12 protein-coding genes are annotated in these 18,477 nt (G+C 55.9%); 8 read left to right on the top strand and 4 right to left on the bottom strand.

Annotation, left to right across the window (positions count from 1 at the left end; genetic code table 11):
* The coding region (locus HED22_RS09355) for an efflux RND transporter permease subunit (protein ID WP_167721390.1) at positions 1 to 2,953 on the top strand (2,953 nt) is incomplete at its 5' end.
* A 74-nt stretch (positions 2,954 to 3,027) separates the two neighbouring features.
* Here HED22_RS09355 and HED22_RS09350 read toward each other — a convergent pair.
* Entirely contained in the window at positions 3,028 to 3,666 is a 639-nt protein-coding gene (locus HED22_RS09350) for a hypothetical protein (RefSeq protein ID WP_167721388.1), read from the bottom strand.
* 295 nt (positions 3,667 to 3,961) lie between these two features.
* Between HED22_RS09350 and htpX the strand changes: the two genes are divergently transcribed.
* Both htpX and HED22_RS09340 read left to right on the top strand, forming a co-directional pair.
* Positions 3,962 to 4,975, top strand: a complete 1,014-nt coding sequence (htpX, locus tag HED22_RS09345) for a zinc metalloprotease HtpX (protein ID WP_167721385.1) — start codon at positions 3,962 to 3,964, stop codon at positions 4,973 to 4,975.
* A gap of 192 nt (positions 4,976 to 5,167) precedes the next feature.
* Complete coding sequence (locus HED22_RS09340) at positions 5,168 to 6,787, top strand: hypothetical protein (protein WP_167721383.1); 1,620 nt, start codon at positions 5,168 to 5,170, stop codon at positions 6,785 to 6,787.
* Positions 6,788 to 6,871: 84 nt separating this feature from the next.
* Here the strand turns inward: HED22_RS09340 and HED22_RS09335 are convergent, their stop codons facing one another.
* On the bottom strand, positions 6,872 to 7,591 hold the full coding sequence (locus HED22_RS09335) for a Bax inhibitor-1/YccA family protein (RefSeq protein WP_064787759.1): 720 nt from the start codon (positions 7,589 to 7,591) through the stop codon (positions 6,872 to 6,874).
* A gap of 259 nt (positions 7,592 to 7,850) precedes the next feature.
* On the opposite strand from HED22_RS09335, the gene HED22_RS09330 reads away from it, so the two are divergent.
* On the top strand, positions 7,851 to 9,401 hold the full coding sequence (locus tag HED22_RS09330; RefSeq protein WP_254869878.1) for a hypothetical protein: 1,551 nt from the start codon (positions 7,851 to 7,853) through the stop codon (positions 9,399 to 9,401).
* Positions 9,402 to 9,509: 108 nt separating this feature from the next.
* The gene (locus HED22_RS09325) at positions 9,510 to 11,126 is read left to right on the top strand and encodes an acyl-CoA synthetase (RefSeq protein ID WP_167721381.1); all 1,617 of its coding nucleotides are present in this window, start codon (positions 9,510 to 9,512) and stop codon (positions 11,124 to 11,126) included.
* 104 nt (positions 11,127 to 11,230) lie between these two features.
* Here the strand turns inward: HED22_RS09325 and HED22_RS09320 are convergent, their stop codons facing one another.
* On the bottom strand, positions 11,231 to 13,789 hold the full coding sequence (locus tag HED22_RS09320) for an ABC transporter permease (RefSeq protein WP_167721379.1): 2,559 nt from the start codon (positions 13,787 to 13,789) through the stop codon (positions 11,231 to 11,233).
* Positions 13,786 to 14,475, bottom strand: coding sequence for an ABC transporter ATP-binding protein (locus HED22_RS09315; RefSeq protein ID WP_167721472.1), 690 nt, complete (start codon positions 14,473 to 14,475; stop codon positions 13,786 to 13,788). The genes HED22_RS09320 and HED22_RS09315 overlap by 4 nt, the downstream gene beginning before the upstream one ends.
* A gap of 236 nt (positions 14,476 to 14,711) precedes the next feature.
* Here HED22_RS09315 and HED22_RS09310 point away from each other — a divergent pair, with 236 nt between their 5' ends.
* The 3 genes from HED22_RS09310 (at position 14,712) to HED22_RS09300 (ending at position 18,374) form a co-directional block, all read left to right on the top strand.
* Positions 14,712 to 15,437 carry an arylesterase gene (locus tag HED22_RS09310; RefSeq protein WP_175581173.1) on the top strand — a complete coding sequence of 242 codons (726 nt, stop codon included), beginning with the start codon at positions 14,712 to 14,714 and terminating at the stop codon, positions 15,435 to 15,437.
* Positions 15,438 to 16,405: 968 nt separating this feature from the next.
* Positions 16,406 to 17,110: a J domain-containing protein gene (locus HED22_RS09305; protein ID WP_167721378.1), complete on the top strand. Its 705-nt coding sequence runs from the start codon at positions 16,406 to 16,408 to the stop codon at positions 17,108 to 17,110.
* A 145-nt stretch (positions 17,111 to 17,255) separates the two neighbouring features.
* Positions 17,256 to 18,374 carry an FIST C-terminal domain-containing protein gene (locus HED22_RS09300; RefSeq protein ID WP_167721376.1) on the top strand — a complete coding sequence of 373 codons (1,119 nt, stop codon included), beginning with the start codon at positions 17,256 to 17,258 and terminating at the stop codon, positions 18,372 to 18,374.
* Positions 18,375 to 18,477 lie beyond the last annotated feature (103 nt).

Genomic DNA, 18,477 nt, shown 5'->3' with positions numbered 1-18,477 from the left:
GGGGATGCTCTATATCAACTCGCTGGCGACCACCGATGGCAACCTGTCACTGACTGTGACATTTGAAATCGGTACCGACCCCGATCTGGCCCAGCAAAAAGTCCAAAACCGCGTCTCGCAGGCCGAACCGCGTTTGCCTGATATCGTCCGCCAGCTTGGTGTGACGGTGTCAAAGCAGTCGCCCGACCTGACCATGGTCGTGCATTTGCGTTCGCCCAATGAACGCTATGACATGCTTTATCTGCGCAACTACGCGACGCTGAATGTGCGTGATCGTCTGGCGCGCATTTCGGGTGTTGGTCAGGTCGGCCTGTTCGGGTCGGGTGATTATGCCATGCGTGTCTGGCTCAATCCGGACAAGGTTGCCGAACGCAATCTGACCGCGGGCGAGGTGGTTTCCGCCATCCAAAGCCAGAACGTTCAGGTCGCGGCCGGTATCATTGGTGGCGCGCCTTATGACACCGGTGTGCAATTCCAGTTACCGATCAATATAAGCGGCCGTCTGGAAAGCCCCGGCGAATTTGAAAACATCATCATCAAACGCGAAGCCGACGGCACGATCACGCGTTTGGGTGATGTCGCGCGGATTGAAATGGAAGCCCAGCAATATGCGCTGCGCTCCCTACTTGATAACAAGCCGGCCGTTGCGATTCCGATCTTTGCATCGCCGGGCTCGAACGCGCTTGATATTTCAAGCAACGTTCGCGCAACCATGGAAGAGCTCAAACAAAGCTTCCCGGACGATCTGGATTACTCGATCGTTTATGACCCGACCGTGTTCGTCCGTGGTTCCATCAAGTCGGTCATCATGACCTTGCTTGAAGCGATTGCCCTTGTTGTTGTTGTGGTAACGGTGTTCTTGCAGACATGGCGTGCCTCGATCATTCCGCTGTTAGCCGTACCGGTGTCGATCATCGGTACCTTCGCGCTGATGCTGCTGTTGGGCTTTTCGATCAACGTGCTGTCGCTGTTTGGTTTGATCCTGGCCATCGGCATCGTGGTCGATGACGCGATTGTTGTTGTTGAAAACGTCGAACGTAACATCGAACGTGGTCTGTCGCCGCGCGATGCAACGGTTGCTGCCATGCGCGAAGTCACCGGACCGATCATTGCGACATCGCTTGTGATCACCGGTGTGTTTGTGCCGATTGCCTTCATTTCTGGCCTGACCGGTCAGTTCTATCAGCAATTTGCCCTGACGATTGCCATTGCGACGATCATTTCCACCATCAACTCGCTGACGCTGAGTCCGGCTTTGTCGGCTGTGCTTCTGCGCAGTCATGATGCGCCAAAAGACTGGCTGACACGCAGTATGGACTTTGTCTTTGGCTGGTTCTTCCGCGGCTTCAACCGCTTCTTTAACCGCAGTACCGAACTTTACGCCGGTGGCGTGAAACGGTTGCTCGGGGTAAAGACCATCATGATGGTGCTTTATGCCGGTCTTCTCGTCCTGACCTATCAGGGCTTCCAGATCCTGCCGACCGGCTTCGTGCCGCTTCAGGACAAGCAGTATCTTGTCAGTTTTGCCCAGCTTCCGCAGGGTTCGACGCTGGACCGAACCGAAGATGTCATTCGCGAAATGTCTGATATCGCACTCAATGAACCCGGTGTTGAAAGTGCTGTGGCCTTCCCGGGGCTCTCGATCAACGGCTTTGTGAACAGCTCAAGTGCGGGCATCGTGTTTGTCACGCTGACCGACTTTGCCGAACGCAAAAGTGACGATCTGTCAGGCCTTGCCATCGCTGGCAAGCTTCAACAGAAATTCGGTGCCATTGACGAGGCCTTTGTTGCCATCTTCCCGGCACCGCCGGTGCAGGGGCTTGGCACGGTCGGTGGTTTCAAGCTGCAGGTGCAGGATCGCTCCGATCAGGGCTATCGCGCGCTTGATGATGCAATGAAACAGGTCCTGGCCAAGGCATGGGCCGCACCGGAACTGACCGGTGTGTTCTCAAGCTATAACATCAACGTGCCGCAGCTTCAGGCGACGCTTGATCGTACCAAGGTCCAGCAGCTTGGCATCCCGGTTGATGAAGTCTTCCGCACGATGCAGGTCTATCTCGGCTCGATGTATGTTAATGACTTCAACGCCTTTGGTCGCACCTATCAGGTGATCGCACAGGCCGACAAGCCATACCGTTCAAGCCCGGAAGACATCCTGCGACTGCAAACACGCAATGCAGACGGGGATATGGTGCCGCTTGGCTCCGTGCTTTCGGTCTCTGAAACATTCGGGCCCGATACGGCCATGCGGTATAACGCGTTCCGTTCTGCTGATCTGAATGGCAATGCAGCACCGGGATATTCCAGTGGCGAAGCACAGGCGGCAATTACAAAGATCCTCGATGAAACATTGCCGCCGGGCATGTCCTATGAATGGACGGAACTGACCTATCAGCAGATCCTCGCGGGCAATACAGCGATCTTTGTCTTCCCGATTTGTATCCTGCTCGTATTCCTGGTTCTGGCGGCTCAGTATGAAAGCCTGACCATGCCATTGGCGGTGATCCTGATCGTCCCGATGAGCATCCTGTCAGCTGTCTTTGGTGTCTATTTGTTCGGGGGTGATAACAACATCTTCACCCAGATCAGCCTGTTTGTGCTGGCCGGACTGGCTTCAAAGAACGCCATCCTGATTGTCGAGTTCGCCCGCGAACTTGAACATCAGGGCCGCAGCACCGTTCAGGCCGCGATCGAGGCCAGCCGACTTCGTCTGCGCCCGATCCTGATGACTTCCTTGGCCTTCATCATGGGTGTCGTCCCGCTGGTTCTGTCCAGTGGTGCCGGTGCCGAGATGCGCCACGCGATTGGTATTGCGGTATTTTCCGGCATGCTGGGTGTGACGATATTTGGCCTGATCCTGACCCCGGTCTTTTATGTTCTTGTACGCATGATTGGCCGGCGTAACGATGTTCGTTCACTTGATGAGGCTGATGCACATCAGCCTGCGGAGTGACCGATATCGTTGCATAAGCAGCCGGACCGTCTTTTTCCCCCGACCCCGCCGGTCCGGCTGCTTTACTTTTCCTGTCAGGCGTTATTGGCTTGCTCGCGCATCGCCAGAAACGCCGTTGTATTAAGGTCTATCGGGCCTTTCCATGTGCCAGCCTGTTTCGGTGACGGTGCGTCCCAGTCAATTTCCGGATGTTGTGGAATGTTTTCGACTGATGGCCAGCGTTCCCCGCCAAACAGCTCTTCACGGTAGTCGCCAACCGTGCCCATTGTACCTGCAGCGCCTTCCCTGACTTCCAGGCGGTTGCCATATTTGCGTTTGAGCTCGAACTCAATTCGGTTTTCCACATATTCGTTTAGCTCATCGCCACTTAGCCCGCGCTGTTCACCGTCACTTTTGGCAAGCCTGTACTCAAAGCCGTAATCCATGCCGTTCGAAACATTGGTGTTTTCGGTGCCAAAAACGGCGGTGAGTTCCCCGTCCAGATAATAGGCACGGGTTACCTCAGCATCGCTGTTGTCATCAAGCCAGTTCGAAAGGTTGTTTTCCGCATTCTTTCGGATTTCCTTGAACTCTGCCTGACGGGAAAGCATGCGTTCTTTCCATTCCTCGGCACTATATTCGGTAGTGTATTCACCGGTTTTCATGTCAATCGGCCGATTGAGCAGCAGCATCTGCGCCCCAACCAATGAAAATTGTCCCTGAATGTTGACCATTGCGATATCTCCTGCTGTGACGGTTGGGAAAACAAGCAATATCAATGCCACTCATGCGTGTAGTGCGGGAATCCTTTGATATCTTTGGTGCCTGTTCTGTGATGTTGGTCACGTGGGCAAACAAGGACGCAATTATTCCCTTAAGTCAGATGGTTAGAGGGAACAAACTGCCTACACCAAACGGGAGATGGCCTATACTATTGTGGAAAGACCGGTTCATAATTGCCGGGTGCTTGCCAACGCAAAACCACGCCCTATCTTTCGCAAAGACTGTTAGCCAAAAAGGTATTCGAGGATGAATTACATCCGTACAGGTTTGTTACTCGCCGGGTTGACCGCGTTGTTTGGCGCGGTTGGCATGATGATTGGCGGGCAACAGGGCATGATCATTGCGCTGCTGTTTGCAGCCGCGATGAATGTGTTTGCCTATTGGAATTCCGATGCCATGTTGCTGCGCATGCGCAGTGCACGCCAGGTGGATGACAAAACCGCACCTGAACTGGTTGCCATGGTGCGGGGGCTGGCGCGCAATGCCGATCTGCCGATGCCCAAGGTCTATGTGGTTGAAAACCCCCAACCAAATGCCTTTGCCACCGGACGCAATCCGGAAAATGCGGCGGTGGCCGCGACTACCGGGCTGCTCAAGCTACTGGACCGCAATGAAATCGCGGGCGTCATGGCCCATGAACTGGCGCACGTGAAAAACCGTGACACCCTGACCATGACGATCACGGCGACCATCGCCGGTGCCATTTCGGCCCTTGCAAACTTTGCGATGTTTGCCGGAATGTTTGGCGGGGGACGCAGCGACAATAACAATCCGCTGGGCGGGATCGGCATGATCCTGATTGCCATCTTGGCCCCGATGGGGGCAATGATCGTGCAGATGGCGATTTCACGCACCCGCGAATACGAGGCCGACAAGATCGGGGCTGAAATCTGTGGTCATCCCATGTGGCTGGCCAGTGCGCTGAACAAGCTTGATAAGGGCGTGCACGCAGTGCCGAACATGGATGCTGAACGCAACCCGGCAACCGCGCACATGTATATCGCCAATCCCTTGTCGGGAAAGGGCGTTGATAGCCTGTTTTCAACCCATCCCAACATGGCCAATCGAATTGCACGTCTCAAGGCCATGACCCGTTCGTCGGGCGGAAATGCGCAGGGACCACAAGGCGGGCCGGTCCGCCAGCCTGCACATGTTGCAAAGACAGGAAGATCTGCGGGGCCATGGGCACGTAAATCGCAGACCCCTGTTGCGAAAGGTCGTTCTGCGTCGCGACAGCGCAAACGTCCGTGGGAATCCTGAATTCGTCAAAAATCTGTGTGGTTGGATGGTCTGCTCACCTATTTTGGGGGCAGGTATCCTATTCTTGGGTATGAGGTATATTCCCACGCGCAGGATTGACCATCCTGATTTGTAAGAGGAAAATGATCCGACAAAAGTCTTAAGGCCCCTGTTATCCAGGCTCTGAACTGCAGGGGACGGATAAGGACAAGAATGGCTGGTTTCTGGTCAATAGTTGGCCTCGTGTTCAAATCCTTGATCACGGGCTCTGACACTGTCGATGACATGGGGGATGGCGCCGGGGATGATCTGGCGGCCGATGATGTTCTGTGCCGATATGGCATTGCCCGTTTCACCGCTGCTGATACCAATGCCCATATTGGCGCCGATTCTGCCGATAACGTTTCCGAACTTGTAAGCGCTGCCTTGAAATCTGTTCCGGAAACCAGCGGGATCAGGATCGATCAGTTCTTTTCGCCAAATCCCGACGCTGCCGATCTGTTCCAAGCCATCCGAGAAGCCCAGTTGGGGGTTCTCAACGTGGCGCATCGCAAGGATTCCGATACGGTTTTCTGGGGCCGTGAGGATCCGGGCAACGGCTATGTCGATCTGCATATGGTCAGTGACGCACTGACATCGTCGCTCTATGACCTGATGTTGCCCCAGACCTACAGTTTCCGCCAGCCCAGCCATGCTGATGTTTCCGAGGCGCTGCGTGTCCTTTTGAATGCTCAGCTTGTGCTGAAATCACGTGGTGGCGAACAGCGTGCCCTTCAGATTGCGCGATTGGCTGCCATTCTTGAAGACCTGCAGGACCGCGTACTTGGAGGTGATACCTTTTTACAGGCGGGTTCCGGGGTGGCCCTTGCCTATGGATTTGGGGCATTCGTCCTTTCGGAAACCGGGGATCGTTCCTATTGCGCGACGGCGCTGCGCGTTATGGAGCCCCATATCCGCCAGATGGTCAGCGATATCGCTGATAAACCGACGGCAGCAGCCGGTAAAACCAAAACCGCAGCGCCGAGCGGACTTAAGGGCGAGGCGCTCGATGGAAATGATCAGGGTGGGCAGGAAAACCAGCTGTCCGATCTTCTCGACCGGATTAGTGATTTCTCCAAGGTAGACCCGCGCACCACAGCAGCACTCGCCCTTTACGGATCGCTTGTGAACTGGTCCTTGGTCGCCAATCTTAAAACGCGCTCCGGGGCTCTTGCGGTTGCGATTTGGCGCATGTTGGAGCGCCGCATCGAACTCTCCATGGGATCGCCGGTGGATCGGGCTCTTTCGATCTGTAAACTTGGCGAGGCCATGGTGCTTACCGGCAAGGATAAGGAAGATGCCAGCCTTGTCGACAAGGGGGCTGGCCATTACCGACGGGCGCTTGGCATGATCAATGCCCGCGTGCATGGTCCGCTATATGCAACAATCGCCTATGGTTTGGCCGAGGCGATTGTGTCGTCTGCGACCATCCGTGATGTCACCATCCCCGATACCCAGGTTGTTCCCGTCTTTCAGGCAGCGCTCAAGGTCTGCACGCGTCGCGATCATCCCTATATCTGGGGCCGCATCATGTTTGCACTCGCGACCGTCTATCTGACCAATGGCAACCTGCATAAGGATATCGAAATGCTCACCCATGCGCGGATGAGCTACTCTCAGTCTTACGAGGCATTCACCGAAGCCGGCGCCAAGGGCGCAGCACGTGCTGCTTCTGGCGGCTATACCCGATCAGAAAACTTTCTTTCCCAACTTGGCCATCGCAAGGCGGTGATGGATGCAACGGGCGGAAATGGCAATGCGGCGACAGACAAGGATACCGCGGACGCCTCCTGACTTTTGCCTACCGTTTTGCCCGGACAAAAAGAAACCCCCGCAGCAGGCGCTGCGGGGGTTTTGACTGCGTATGCCGTGTGACTTCTATTCGCGATTGCCAAAGAAGTGCAGCAGCATGATGAACAGGTTCACGAAATCAAGATACAGACGCAGCGCACCGAACAGGGCTTTTTTGCCTGCCGTGGTTGCATCATCGTGCTCGTGGTACTCTTCCTTGATTTTCTGGGTGTCATAGGCGGTAAGACCCGTGAAGATCAGAACACCAGCCGCCGAAATGACGAACTGCAGCATCGTGCTGGCAAGGAAGATGTTCACCACCATTGCAATGATGATACCGATCAGGCCCATGAACAGGAAGCTGCCCCAGCCCGACAGATCTTTCTTGGTGGTATAGCCAAACAGGCTCATCGCACCAAAGGTACCCGCGGTGATGAAGAACGTGCGCGCGATCGACTCACCGGTATAAACCAGGAAGATCGACGCCAGGGACAGACCCATCAGGCCAGCATAGATCCAGAATGTCGCCTGTGCGGCACCAAAGCTCATCTTGTGGATGCGCGCGCTCAGGAAGAACACAAGCCCGATCGGGGCCAGCATGACAATCCAGTGCAGTCCGGTGCCGAAAATAGCCTGCATCAGGGTCGGGCTGGTCGACACAGCCATTGCCACGATACCGGTCAGGGCAAGTGCGGATGCCATGTAGTTATAGACACGCAGCATATAGGCGCGGAGACCTTCATCGATCTCGGCCGCCGACCGGCCAACCGAGACGTCATAGCCGCGTTGACGCGTTTCAAAAGCCATTGAAATCCCTCTTTGATCCAATTGTGAGCAGAACATAGTTATACAATTCTGCGATGATCAAAATATGGCAGGATTTCCGGGAAAAGCAACGGTTTGACAGATTGTCCTGCGCTGGGCCGCCGTCAGATGTGAACTTGTTCACCCTTGATATGACGCTATCGTGAAATCGTCCGATGACGACAGGTTATGTAAACCGGTCTATGATGGTGCCACTGCGGGACTCGCAAAGCTTTGTTTAAACGCATACAGGTCCGGCCCAATGTCACGTCCAATCTTATCCGATATGTCGCTTTCAGACCCGTTCCGGTTTCGGGTTTTTGGGCGTGGGTTGGCTATAGGCGGGTTGATCGTGGGCTGTCTGTTTGCCACAAGCTCTATTGGCGCTTCGGTCGGGCAGGCTCAAAATGCCAGCCTTCAACGCGCCCCGGGTGATGGTGACATTCCGGTCTTTACCGATGCCTATGACGGATCGGAATTCTGTGCGGATGGCAGCAGTGATGCGCCTTGCGCCATCGCCCCGGTCGATGTGCCGGAATTCGATGCCAGCTTCGTCTACCGGTTTCTCGCCTATCACGCACAACGCCCGTTCGATCGGTTTTCCTGGCAGGCCTTCACATCGCTGATGGACCCGCTGCATCGCCCGAACCAGCCCGCACGGTGGGAAACCTTTCCGACAAAGCGCGATCTGTTCGCCGAGGTCACTTTTCCCAACCCGGCCTGCGGCAAGGATCTGCCAGACGGGCATTTGTTGCTGGCAAGCTATCTGCAATCGACCGGGGATATTCTGATTGATCAGACCGGCAACTTCGTTTTGTTTGAAACCCGCATCAATCCGGTCGCCGCAGACTATATCACCGCCAATAATCTGCAAACGCGCTCCGGTCGGGCGGCTTTTGCACAATCCGGGCAGGCCGTTGATTTCCCGACCGGCCATTTGCAGGCCGATCTGGCCAAGGTGGTGAGTGCGGTTTCGACCAAGGCTTCTGCCAAGGATCCTGCGAAGAACGCCATATCCGACGCTGACCCGGCTATCCCGCCCGCTGCCCCCGGCGTGATGGGGGCGCAATTGCTGAAATTTGCATGGCGCATTTTGCCAACCGACGATGCAGCGCAGAATAGCCGTTACTTGACCCGCCCCGCCCGAATATCGCTTTCCGGTGATCAGACGCTTGATGGTCGGGCGAAATGCCTTGATGTCATGGTCGGCCTGGTCGGCATGCATCTTGTGCAACGGGTTGCCAGTGGCAATGGGGATCGCTGGATCTGGTCGAGTTTCGAACATGTCGACAATGTCCCTTTGGCGGCCAATGCGCGACGTCCCAACAGCATCATCACCAAGGAACCGTTTGAAAACGGGTGTCTGGCGCCAGGTGCGGTGGATCAGCAATATGCTTTTTATGGCGGGATGGGGGCTGCAGGCGATCCTGCCAATCAGCCAATCTCTGAAACCCTGAAATGGGCCGATCACACGCCCTATGCCCGTCTGTCATCGGGGGGGCAGGCCACATCGCCCGATATCGTGCGATGCTGGCGGCTGTTTTCCGGCACGGCAGAAAGCAACTTTGTCTGGCAGGGCAGGCTGTCGGGTAGCGTTCTTGCAAACTACATGCTGCTTGGCACGCAATGGATCGGCAATCCGGGCGGGGCGCCTTTTGGTGTTGGTGAAGTGCCGCGCTTTCTGACCAACAGCACGCTTGAAAGCTTCATGCAGGATCAGTCGGATGCCACCTGCCTGGGCTGTCATGCAAGGGCAACCAGTGATGCCGGGCAAATTGCCAACTTTACCTTCCTGCTGGATCCGGGCAGCTAGGGTCAGGAACAGAGAAAACTTCCAATTTCGGACGATTGCAACTAGCATGCATTGCAACATTTGCCGCAGCCAAAAAAACAAGAACAGCGGCGAATACAGGGAGGAAATATGCTGGGCAGTCGTTCTGACTATGCTTCGGTGCGTTCTCGATTTGCCTGGAACGTACCAACCCACTTTAATATCGGCGTCGATGTTTGCGACAAATGGGCGGATGATCCGGATCGTCTGGCTCTGATGCATCGCAGGCGCGATGGCACGCGCCGTGATTACACATTTTCACAGATCAAACGCCTGTCGAACCGCTTTGCCAATGTCATGCGCCGTCATGGCATACGGCGCGGCGACCGGGTGGGGATCCTGTTGCCACAAAGCCCGGAAACCGCAATTGCCCATGTCGCGACCTATAAAATGGGTGGTATTGCCGTGCCGCTCTTTACCCTGTTCGGGGTGGATGCGCTGGAATACCGTCTGGGCAACTGTGCGGCCAAGGCTTTGGTGACCAACAAGGAAGGTGCCGCCAAGATCGCTGAAATCCGTGATCTGTTGCCGGCCCTTGAATATGTCTATGTGATTGATGGTGCGCCGGACGGCTGTTTTGATTTCAAGGCCCTGTCATCCGAGGCCAGCGACGAATTTGAACCGGTCAACACCTGGGCCGATGAACCGGCTCTGATCATTTACACATCCGGCACCACTGGCCAGCCAAAAGGGGCCTTGCATGCGCATCGCGTGTTGCTTGGCCATTTGCCCGGTGTCGAAATGTCACATGATTTCTTCCCCGAAGACGGGGATGTTATGTGGACCCCGGCTGACTGGGCGTGGATTGGCGGGCTTCTGGATGTGCTGTTGCCTGCCTGGCATCATGGGGTGCCCGTTGTTGCCCACCGGTTTGAAAAATTCACGCCCGAGGATGCCTTTCGCCTGATGGCTGAATATGGCGTGCGCAATACCTTCCTGCCGCCTACGGCGCTAAAGATGATGCGGGCCGCCGGTGATGAAATGGCGCAAAGGTTCAATTTCAAACTGCGTTCTATAGCAAGTGGTGGTGAAACATTGGGTGCGGAACTTCTTGATTGGGGACGTCGGGTGTTTGATGTCACCATTAACGAGTTTTACGGCCAGACCGAATGCAACATGGTGGTCAGTTCCTGTCAGTCGATCATGGACCCCAAACCCGGTGTCATGGGCCGTCCCGTGCCCGGTCATGACGTGGCAGTGATTGATCTTGGTGGCAAGGTGCTTGAGCCCGGTGAAATGGGCCGCATTGCCGTGCGCGCACCCGACCCGGTGATGTTCCTTGAATATTGGCGCAATCCCGAAGCCACCCGCGACAAGTTTGTCGGTGAATGGCTTCTGACCGGCGATATGGGCTGCATTGATCAGGATGGCTATATCCGCTTTGTCGGGCGCGATGATGATGTCATCAGCTCGGCTGGCTATCGCATCGGCCCGGGCGAGATCGAGGATTGCCTGATCGCCCATCCTGCTGTTCGCATGGCCGGTGTGATCGGCAAGCCCGATGAACAGCGCGGCCAGATCGTAAAGGCCTTTGTCGTGCTGGCGGATGGATTTGCCCAAAGCCCGGAACTTGAAAGCGAAATCAAGAACTTCGTCAAAACCCGTTTGGCCGCGCACGAATACCCGCGCGAGATTGCTTTTCTGGATCAATTGCCGATGACCACGACCGGCAAGGTCGTTCGACGTGCCTTGCGCGATATTGCCTGATCATCACGGTGCGACTTCAGAACGATTTCGAAATGGTTTTCCAAAAAACAAGGCCGGGTCCATCTGGATCCGGCCTTGTCTATCTGAGTGCTGTGTTAGCGGTCCTACTCGTTACGTAGCAACGGGGCTGCCGGACTGCGCAGCGCTTGCCATGTGCCGACAAAACCCGCCGCCAGCGTGGCAAACAGGCCAATCGCAATCGGCCCGATGATGGTCATCGGCAGAAGAACCCAATTGGCCTCCATGATCAGAACCAGCACCGACCAGGCTGCAACCGACCCGACAAACGCTGCGATCACCCCGGTGGCAAGACCAAGGATCCCGTATTCCAGCGCATAGGCATAAAGGATGTTGGCGCGCGTAGCACCCAATGTCTTGAGCACCACGGCATCATAGATGCGTTTGCGGCGACCGGCCGCAACCGCCCCGCCAAGCACCAGTACGCCAGCCACAATCGCAATCATGCTGGTCGCATTCAATGCGGTTCCAATCCCGGCCAGAATGGCATTGGCGGCCTCAAGCGCTTCGCGCACCCGGATCGCCGAGACATTCGGGAAGTCCAGGCCGATCATGCGATCAACCGGTTCTTCCATTTCTCGCGGCATGTGCGCAGTCGCGATCAGGCTATAGGGCGCCTTGTCGATCAGGCCCGGTGAAAACACCATGGCGAAATTCATCCGCAGGCTTTGCCATTCGATTTCGCGCCAGTTGGCGATCTCGGCCGTGATGTCACGCCCCAGAATATTGATGGTCAAGGTATCGCCCGGCTCAAGGTCAAAGGCCCGCCCGATATCGGCACTGATCGACACAAGCGGCCTGGACGCATCGTTATAATCCGCAGGCCACCATTCACCACGCACCAGTTTGGTTTCCGGCGGCGGGGCGGCGGCAAAGGTAAGGCCACGGTCACCGCGCAGGAACCAGCGATCATCACCCGGACCGACATCGTTGGAATCAACCCCGTCAACCGCCGTCACCCGACCGCGCAGCATCGGTGTTTGTTCGACATCCGAAACATTGTCCTTTGCCAAAAGCTGGCCACGGAACTGTTCGATCTGATCGGGGCGAATATCAAGGAAGAAGAATGCCGGGGCAGAGTCCGGCAGGTTCTCGTTGATCTCGTTATCAAGGTTGCCCTCGATCCCCGAAATCGTCACCAACAATGTGAGACCCAGTCCAAGCGATAAGGCAACCGGCACGGTGCTGGCCCCCGGACGATGCAGGTTGGCCAGTGCCAGTCTGGAAAAGGCGCTGCGTCCCGTGATCAACCGTTTCGAAAGGGATACGATACCAAGACCTGCAAAGGTGAAAATCACCACAGCCGCGGCCGACCCGCCAATAAAGCCAAGCGCAATCGCCCTGTCAGTTGCGGTGAGTACTGTCAGCACCAACAACAGCACCAGTGGCACACCGATATAGGGCAGGTCACGCTTGCGCACCGGGCTGCCACTAAACAGCCCCGCACTGGACCGGAACAGGCGTGCTGCCGGAATCTCCCGCGCGCGCAGCAACGATGGCAGGGCAAAGACCAGCGTGGTCAGAATGCCAAAGCTCGTCGCAATGATCAGCGATGGCAATGCCGGGCCAAGGGTCACATCAATCGGCAAGCGTCCGGCAAGAACCGGCGCAATCAATGCCGGGGTCACTGCCCCGATCAAAAGCCCGATCCCAATCCCGATCAGGGCCAGAACAAGGATTTGCAGGAAGTAAATCCGAAGCACCAAGCCATGCGACGCCCCGATGGATTTCAGCGTGGCGATAACAGATGTTTTGCTTTCGATATGGCTGCGCACCGCATTGGCCACCCCGATCCCGCCAACCAGAAGCGCCGACAGCCCAACAAGGGTCAGGAACAAAGTCAGACGTTCGATAAAGCGTTTCAGGCCCGGGTTGGCATTGGCTGTATCGCGAATGCGCCAGCCTGCTTCTTCAAACCGATCTTCAAGCCGTTCACGAAAGGCGGTCGGGGTTTCATTATCATTGATATCCAAAGCGTAATAATAGCGGATCAGACTGCCCGGCTGCACCAGCCCGGTGTCCATCAACCCGTCCATCGACACCATCAGGCGCGGGCCAAAGTTGAAAAAGCCAACTGCCTTGTCAGGCTCGGTCGCAATCACGCCACGGATCTGAACATCAATATCGCCAAGGGCAACCGTATCCCCGACATTGATCTGAAGCCGTTCAAGCAAGCCTGCCTCGGTTACAGCGCCCCAGACACCATCCTTCTGATCAAGGATCCCGTCAAACGGCACCCCATCGACAAGCTCCATCTCGCCAAACAGCGGATAGGCATCATCAACCGCCTTAAGCTCCACCAGACGGCGCTGGTCGGGGCCATAGGCGGTGGTGCGCATGGTGGCGAGCTCCGCCACACGTTCGGTGTTTGCCCGCAACCACTCAATCTGGTCGCCGGTGGCTTCCTGATGGGTCAGACGCAGTTCGACATCACCACCCAAAAGCTTCCGGCCGTCACGCTCAAGGGCCGATAGAACGGATTCCGAAACGTTTCCGACAGCGGCAATCGATCCGACGCCAAGCGCAAGACACGCCAGGAAAATACGAAAACCCGACAGTCCGCCACGCAGCTCGCGTCGGCAGACACGCCAGGCAATCGACCAAAGCCGGTCCGCGCCTTCGGTGGGGGAAATGGACGTGCTCATGATTGCGATTCCAGTTGCGAAACGATTTCGCCGTCACGCAGCATCACTGTGCGGTCACACCGCTCGGCAAGGCTCGGATCATGGGTGATCAGAAGCAAGGTCGACCCGCGCCGTTTGGTCAGGTCAAACAGCAATTCAATAATCGTTTCACCCGTGGTGCCATCAAGGTTACCGGTCGGCTCATCGGCAAGCAGAAGCTCCGGGTCCGTCGCAAGGGCACGGGCCAGGGCGACGCGCTGCTGCTCCCCGCCAGACAGCTGTCCGGGATAGTGATCGGTGCGGCGACCCAGCCCGACATGTTCCAATTCCTCGCGCGCCTTTTCAAAGGCATCCTTGCGTCCGGCGAATTCCATCGGAAGCGCAACGTTTTCCAACGCGCTCATCGTCGGGATCAGATGGAAGTCCTGAAACACGATGCCGACATGGTGGCGGCGATAAAGCGCAAGCCCGTCTTCATCAAGGGCGCGCAAGTCCTTGCCACAGACCTTCACCACACCTTCCTGGGCTTGTTCCAGTCCGGCAATAACCATCAAAAGCGATGTCTTGCCAGAGCCTGACGGACCAACAAGGGAGACGCGCTCACCCGCACCAATCGAAAGATCGACCCCTTTGAGGATTTCGACAATCCCGGCCGGACCCTGCAGCCTAAGCTTCAGGTCTTGAACATCAATTGTCTGTTTTGGCATCTCACCAGACGCGGCGACATTTTGTTCCGGTATCGTGGTGGTTTCGGTCACACTCATTTCGGGTCCTATCGGGTTGTCCGTTGCAAGATTGGCAAAGCAGGTTACATAAGCTTACGGATCAGGACGTTTCTGGTTCAGACTTCTTTTGATCTGAATGACTTCTGTATGCGTTCTTTTAGGGTAAACGTTTGCAAACCGCTCCGGCAAGAACGCAGCAGATAAAGGTGAGATGTGTAATGAATTTGGCGTTTGGGCAAGGTCGCACTGTAATCAAGTTCACGAAAAAGCTGGCGTCGCGGCTGCGCAAATCCGCCGGTTTGCTCCTTGCCACGCTTGCTGTCGTAACCTTTGGTCTGGCCAGCTTTGCCTATGAAACCAAGGCACAGGATGCCGATCAAACGCCAAAAACCCTTGTTTTATTTGGCGATAGCCTGATGGCGGGCTATGGCCTTGCCCATGAAAACGGTTTTGCGCCCAAGCTCGAAGCAGCGCTTAAGGAAGCAGGCCATGACGTTCAGGTCGTAAACAGCTCGGTTTCAGGCGACACCACGGCAGCGGGCCTTGCCCGTCTTGACTGGGCGCTGGTTGAAAAGCCCGATGCCGTCTTGCTCGAACTTGGTGCCAATGATGCCCTGCGCGGTATGGAGCCGTCCCAGACCCGCGAAAACCTTGCCGCCATTCTCGAGAAGCTGCGCGGCATGGATGTCGATGTCCTGCTGGCCGGCATGATGGCGCCGCCCAATATGGGCAAGGCTTATGGCGCGGAATTCAACAGCATCTATCCCGACCTTGCCAGCAGCTATCAGGTTGATCTTTATCCGTTTTTCCTTGAAGGCGTCGCTGCCGAACCCGGCCTTAACCAGGATGACGGCATGCACCCCAATGCCGATGGTGTTGATGTTATCGTCAAGCGGATCCTGCCTGACGTGATTGATCTGCTGCAAGGCACGGACGCCAGCTAAACCACGGCAGCCCGGCCCGCGCTGGGACGAATACTGTCTCTGCCCGCCATCCTCGCACCCTGTTCTGTTAAGACACCCCCACTTCCCGACGACAGGCGCCGTTAAAACCGTTGGCTTAACATTTCTTGCGCCCGGTTTCAGGGCGTGGTGCAAAACGGTCCACTTTCCAAGGGTTTATGCGGCCTCCAGCAGGTCATAAAATTTCGCAAAACCTTAAATCAGCGCAATTATGACGCTTCGCGACGTCAAAAAACTGCATATGTAGATAGAAAACGTCAACAACCCGAAATGATTGGTGCACTCGACGTCTCAGGCAACTTCTGCTCGCGTGGGTTATCTAAAAATATTATATAAATCAATATAATAACAGGGTTTTACGAGGGGTGTGAAATCCCTGAATTTGGCCTGAAAATCCCCATTTGAGGACCAAAACACGGTGTTTGGTGTGAAATTAACACCTCATTTACTTTCGGTTATGTTTCGAACTGGCTTTAGGCTAACTGCATAAGTTGTTTTTAAAGAAGGGTGCCGACCAAGCAACGCAATCGCACAGAGATTTTGAAATTTCTTGTGCCGCCAGTAAGCCCTTGTTGTTCAATGGGCGGTCTTGCTTAAATCTTTTAATATCAATTACTTAATCGCATTCTCCCTTATCGCGCCCGAATGGGGCCTGTGGATAACTCATCGGAGATCAAACTAGGCCGTATTTCTTGATTTCTGTGCGTCACATCCAAAACAACAAGCGATATCAATATGTTGATATATGGTTGTGGACTCCTTGCATTCTCAACGAGTCGCTAATTGGCCTGTGAATGAATCGGAAGCGATTCAATTTTGACTGCAAATGCAGTTGCAGGGGCCGGAATCCGTCGATACACTTCATCCTTATCGGGTCGATAGCAGGCATGACCTGCATTTTCGACTTCCGATTTAAGTCATGTATTTCAGTGCCTTAAAGGGATTGTTCTGTGTCGTCTTCTTCCACCGTCAAGCAGTCCTACACCATTCCCTGTTCCTCGATCTTTCGTGATGCGGTGCTACAACTGGCCGAACGGCGCGGCGTGAATGCCGCCGATCTGGCGCGTTCGGTCATGCTGATTGTCCCGGAAAAGGCGATTGACGAGTATCAGGACCCCGGTGACCCGCCCAAGGGGGATCGTGAAACCATCGTCTTGAAATCCGGCCCCGCCGAAGGACGGCCTTGGCGGCGCAAACCCCGCTTGCAATTGCGCCTGCCGCCGGGCTTTTCGGTGGTCACGGTGCGTAAGGCGCTGAAAATGGCGATCGATTTCGATGCGGGCGATGTGAACATGCGCGTGGAGAAATCCGACGTTCTGGCTGCCGAACGTGCCGCCCTTGAAGAAGCCCGCGCCCTTAAAAAGCGCCAGGCAGAGCCCCCCGTCGAACTTCTGCAATCGCGCGAGGAACTCGAACGCCTGCGTCAGATCGTTGATAATCTGGCTTTTGATCCGCTTGATCGGGGTGTCACGACCTTTAACGAAGCGCTGCATGTCATGGGCTTTGCCCCCAGTGCGCGGCCCGATATGCGCGCGATCCGCGCCAAGTACCGCGTTCTTGCGGCCATCCACCACCCGGACAGTAATTATGGCTCCCACCAGCGCATGACCCAACTAAATGCCGCCATGGAAATTTTGCGCAAGCACGTTTCCTGATCCGCCGTTTTGCGTTTGTGGACAAACCGCCGCTCAAGCCCTTGTGGAAGGGTTGGCGCAATGCTTAGATGTATGAAAGTGGATTTCTGGTTATCGACCGGGCTCAAGACCCGGGCACCTTGGCCAGACAATGACGGGAGACAGCATGACGGCGGAATTTCGGGCGGCACATGCCAGCGGTGAAAACTGGGCCTCGGTCGCATCCGAGCTTGCCGAACTTCTGGAAAAAGAGCCACTGCCAAGTCAGGCACTGGCTTTTTTGTATGTCTCCGAACCACTCGCTGCGGATCTTGGCAGTATCCTGACCTTCCTGCGCTCGCGTTTGTCGATTGAACACTGGATCGGAACCTCTGGCGTTGGGGTGTGCGGATCGGGCCGGGCCTATTTCGGGGTGCCGGCGGCGTCTGTCATGGTGGCACCCTTTGCCAGTGACGATTTTCATATCTTTGAACCGCTCAAAACCGAAGCCGATCTCGATACGCCAGAACTGCAAAAGGCAATTGACCGTCTGCAGCCGATCTTTGGACTTGTCCATGGTGATCCCGGGGCGCCTGACAGCCTTGGGCAACTGGCAGAACTTGCGCGTCTGGGCTCGACCTATCTTGTGGGCGGGATCGCATCGGGCGAACGCGGCGCGCCACAGATTGCCGATCGCGTTGTTGATGGCGGGCTGTCAGGCGTTTTGTTTGATGGCAAAACCAGCGTTCAGGTCGGCATCAGTCAGGCCTGCACGCCGGTCGGTCCGGTGCATCGCGTCACCGAAGGCCGCGAAGGTATTGTCTCCACCCTTGATGATCGCCCCGCCCTTGATGTGCTTAAGGAAGAACTCGAAGCAGATGGCGGTGAACAATCCATGGCATCGGGTCGTTATCATGCGGCCCTGATGGTGCCGGGCTCCGATACCGGTGATTTTGTCGTGCGCAATCTGATGGGGATTGATCCCAATAACCACATGATCGCGATCAGCGGCGATGTGCAGGCGGGCGATGCCATCCGTTTTGTCCGCCGTGACGGGGCGGCGGCCGAACAGGATCTGCGCCGCATGCTGGCCGATTTGCAAAAACGCCTCCCGGGCAAACCGCGCGGCGCCCTTTATTGCAGTTGTGTCGCCCGTGGCCCGCATCTGTTTGGCACCGAAAGCCGTGAAATGATGATCATCCGTGATGAACTGGGTGATTTGCCGCTGACCGGCTTCTACGGCAATGGCGAAATCTGCAATGACCGCTTCTACGGTTATACCGGGGTTCTGACCCTGTTTATCTGACGCTGCGTAAAACCCGATCACAAGAAATTTCCCCCGAACGGTTTCATCGCGCGGACAAGCGGATATATTCAATCCATTGCAAAATCATGTGTCGCACCGATCC

Source organism: Thalassospira sp. HF15 (assembly GCF_011806525.1).
Taxonomy (GTDB): Bacteria; Pseudomonadota; Alphaproteobacteria; order Rhodospirillales; family Thalassospiraceae; genus Thalassospira.
This window is presented reverse-complemented; position numbering and strand designations above follow the sequence as displayed.

Coding starts and splice junctions, on each gene's coding strand:
- HED22_RS09330 (WP_254869878.1), top strand. CDS start 7,851: ATGTCACGTCCAATCTTATCCGATATGTCGCTTTCAGACCCGTTCCGG.
- HED22_RS09335 (WP_064787759.1), bottom strand. CDS start 7,591: ATGGCTTTTGAAACGCGTCAACGCGGCTATGACGTCTCGGTTGGCCGG.
- HED22_RS09340 (WP_167721383.1), top strand. CDS start 5,168: ATGGCTGGTTTCTGGTCAATAGTTGGCCTCGTGTTCAAATCCTTGATC.
- HED22_RS09350 (WP_167721388.1), bottom strand. CDS start 3,666: ATGGTCAACATTCAGGGACAATTTTCATTGGTTGGGGCGCAGATGCTG.
- HED22_RS09310 (WP_175581173.1), top strand. CDS start 14,712: ATGAATTTGGCGTTTGGGCAAGGTCGCACTGTAATCAAGTTCACGAAA.
- HED22_RS09300 (WP_167721376.1), top strand. CDS start 17,256: ATGACGGCGGAATTTCGGGCGGCACATGCCAGCGGTGAAAACTGGGCC.
- htpX (WP_167721385.1), top strand. CDS start 3,962: ATGAATTACATCCGTACAGGTTTGTTACTCGCCGGGTTGACCGCGTTG.
- HED22_RS09315 (WP_167721472.1), bottom strand. CDS start 14,475: ATGCCAAAACAGACAATTGATGTTCAAGACCTGAAGCTTAGGCTGCAG.
- HED22_RS09320 (WP_167721379.1), bottom strand. CDS start 13,789: ATGAGCACGTCCATTTCCCCCACCGAAGGCGCGGACCGGCTTTGGTCG.
- HED22_RS09325 (WP_167721381.1), top strand. CDS start 9,510: ATGCTGGGCAGTCGTTCTGACTATGCTTCGGTGCGTTCTCGATTTGCC.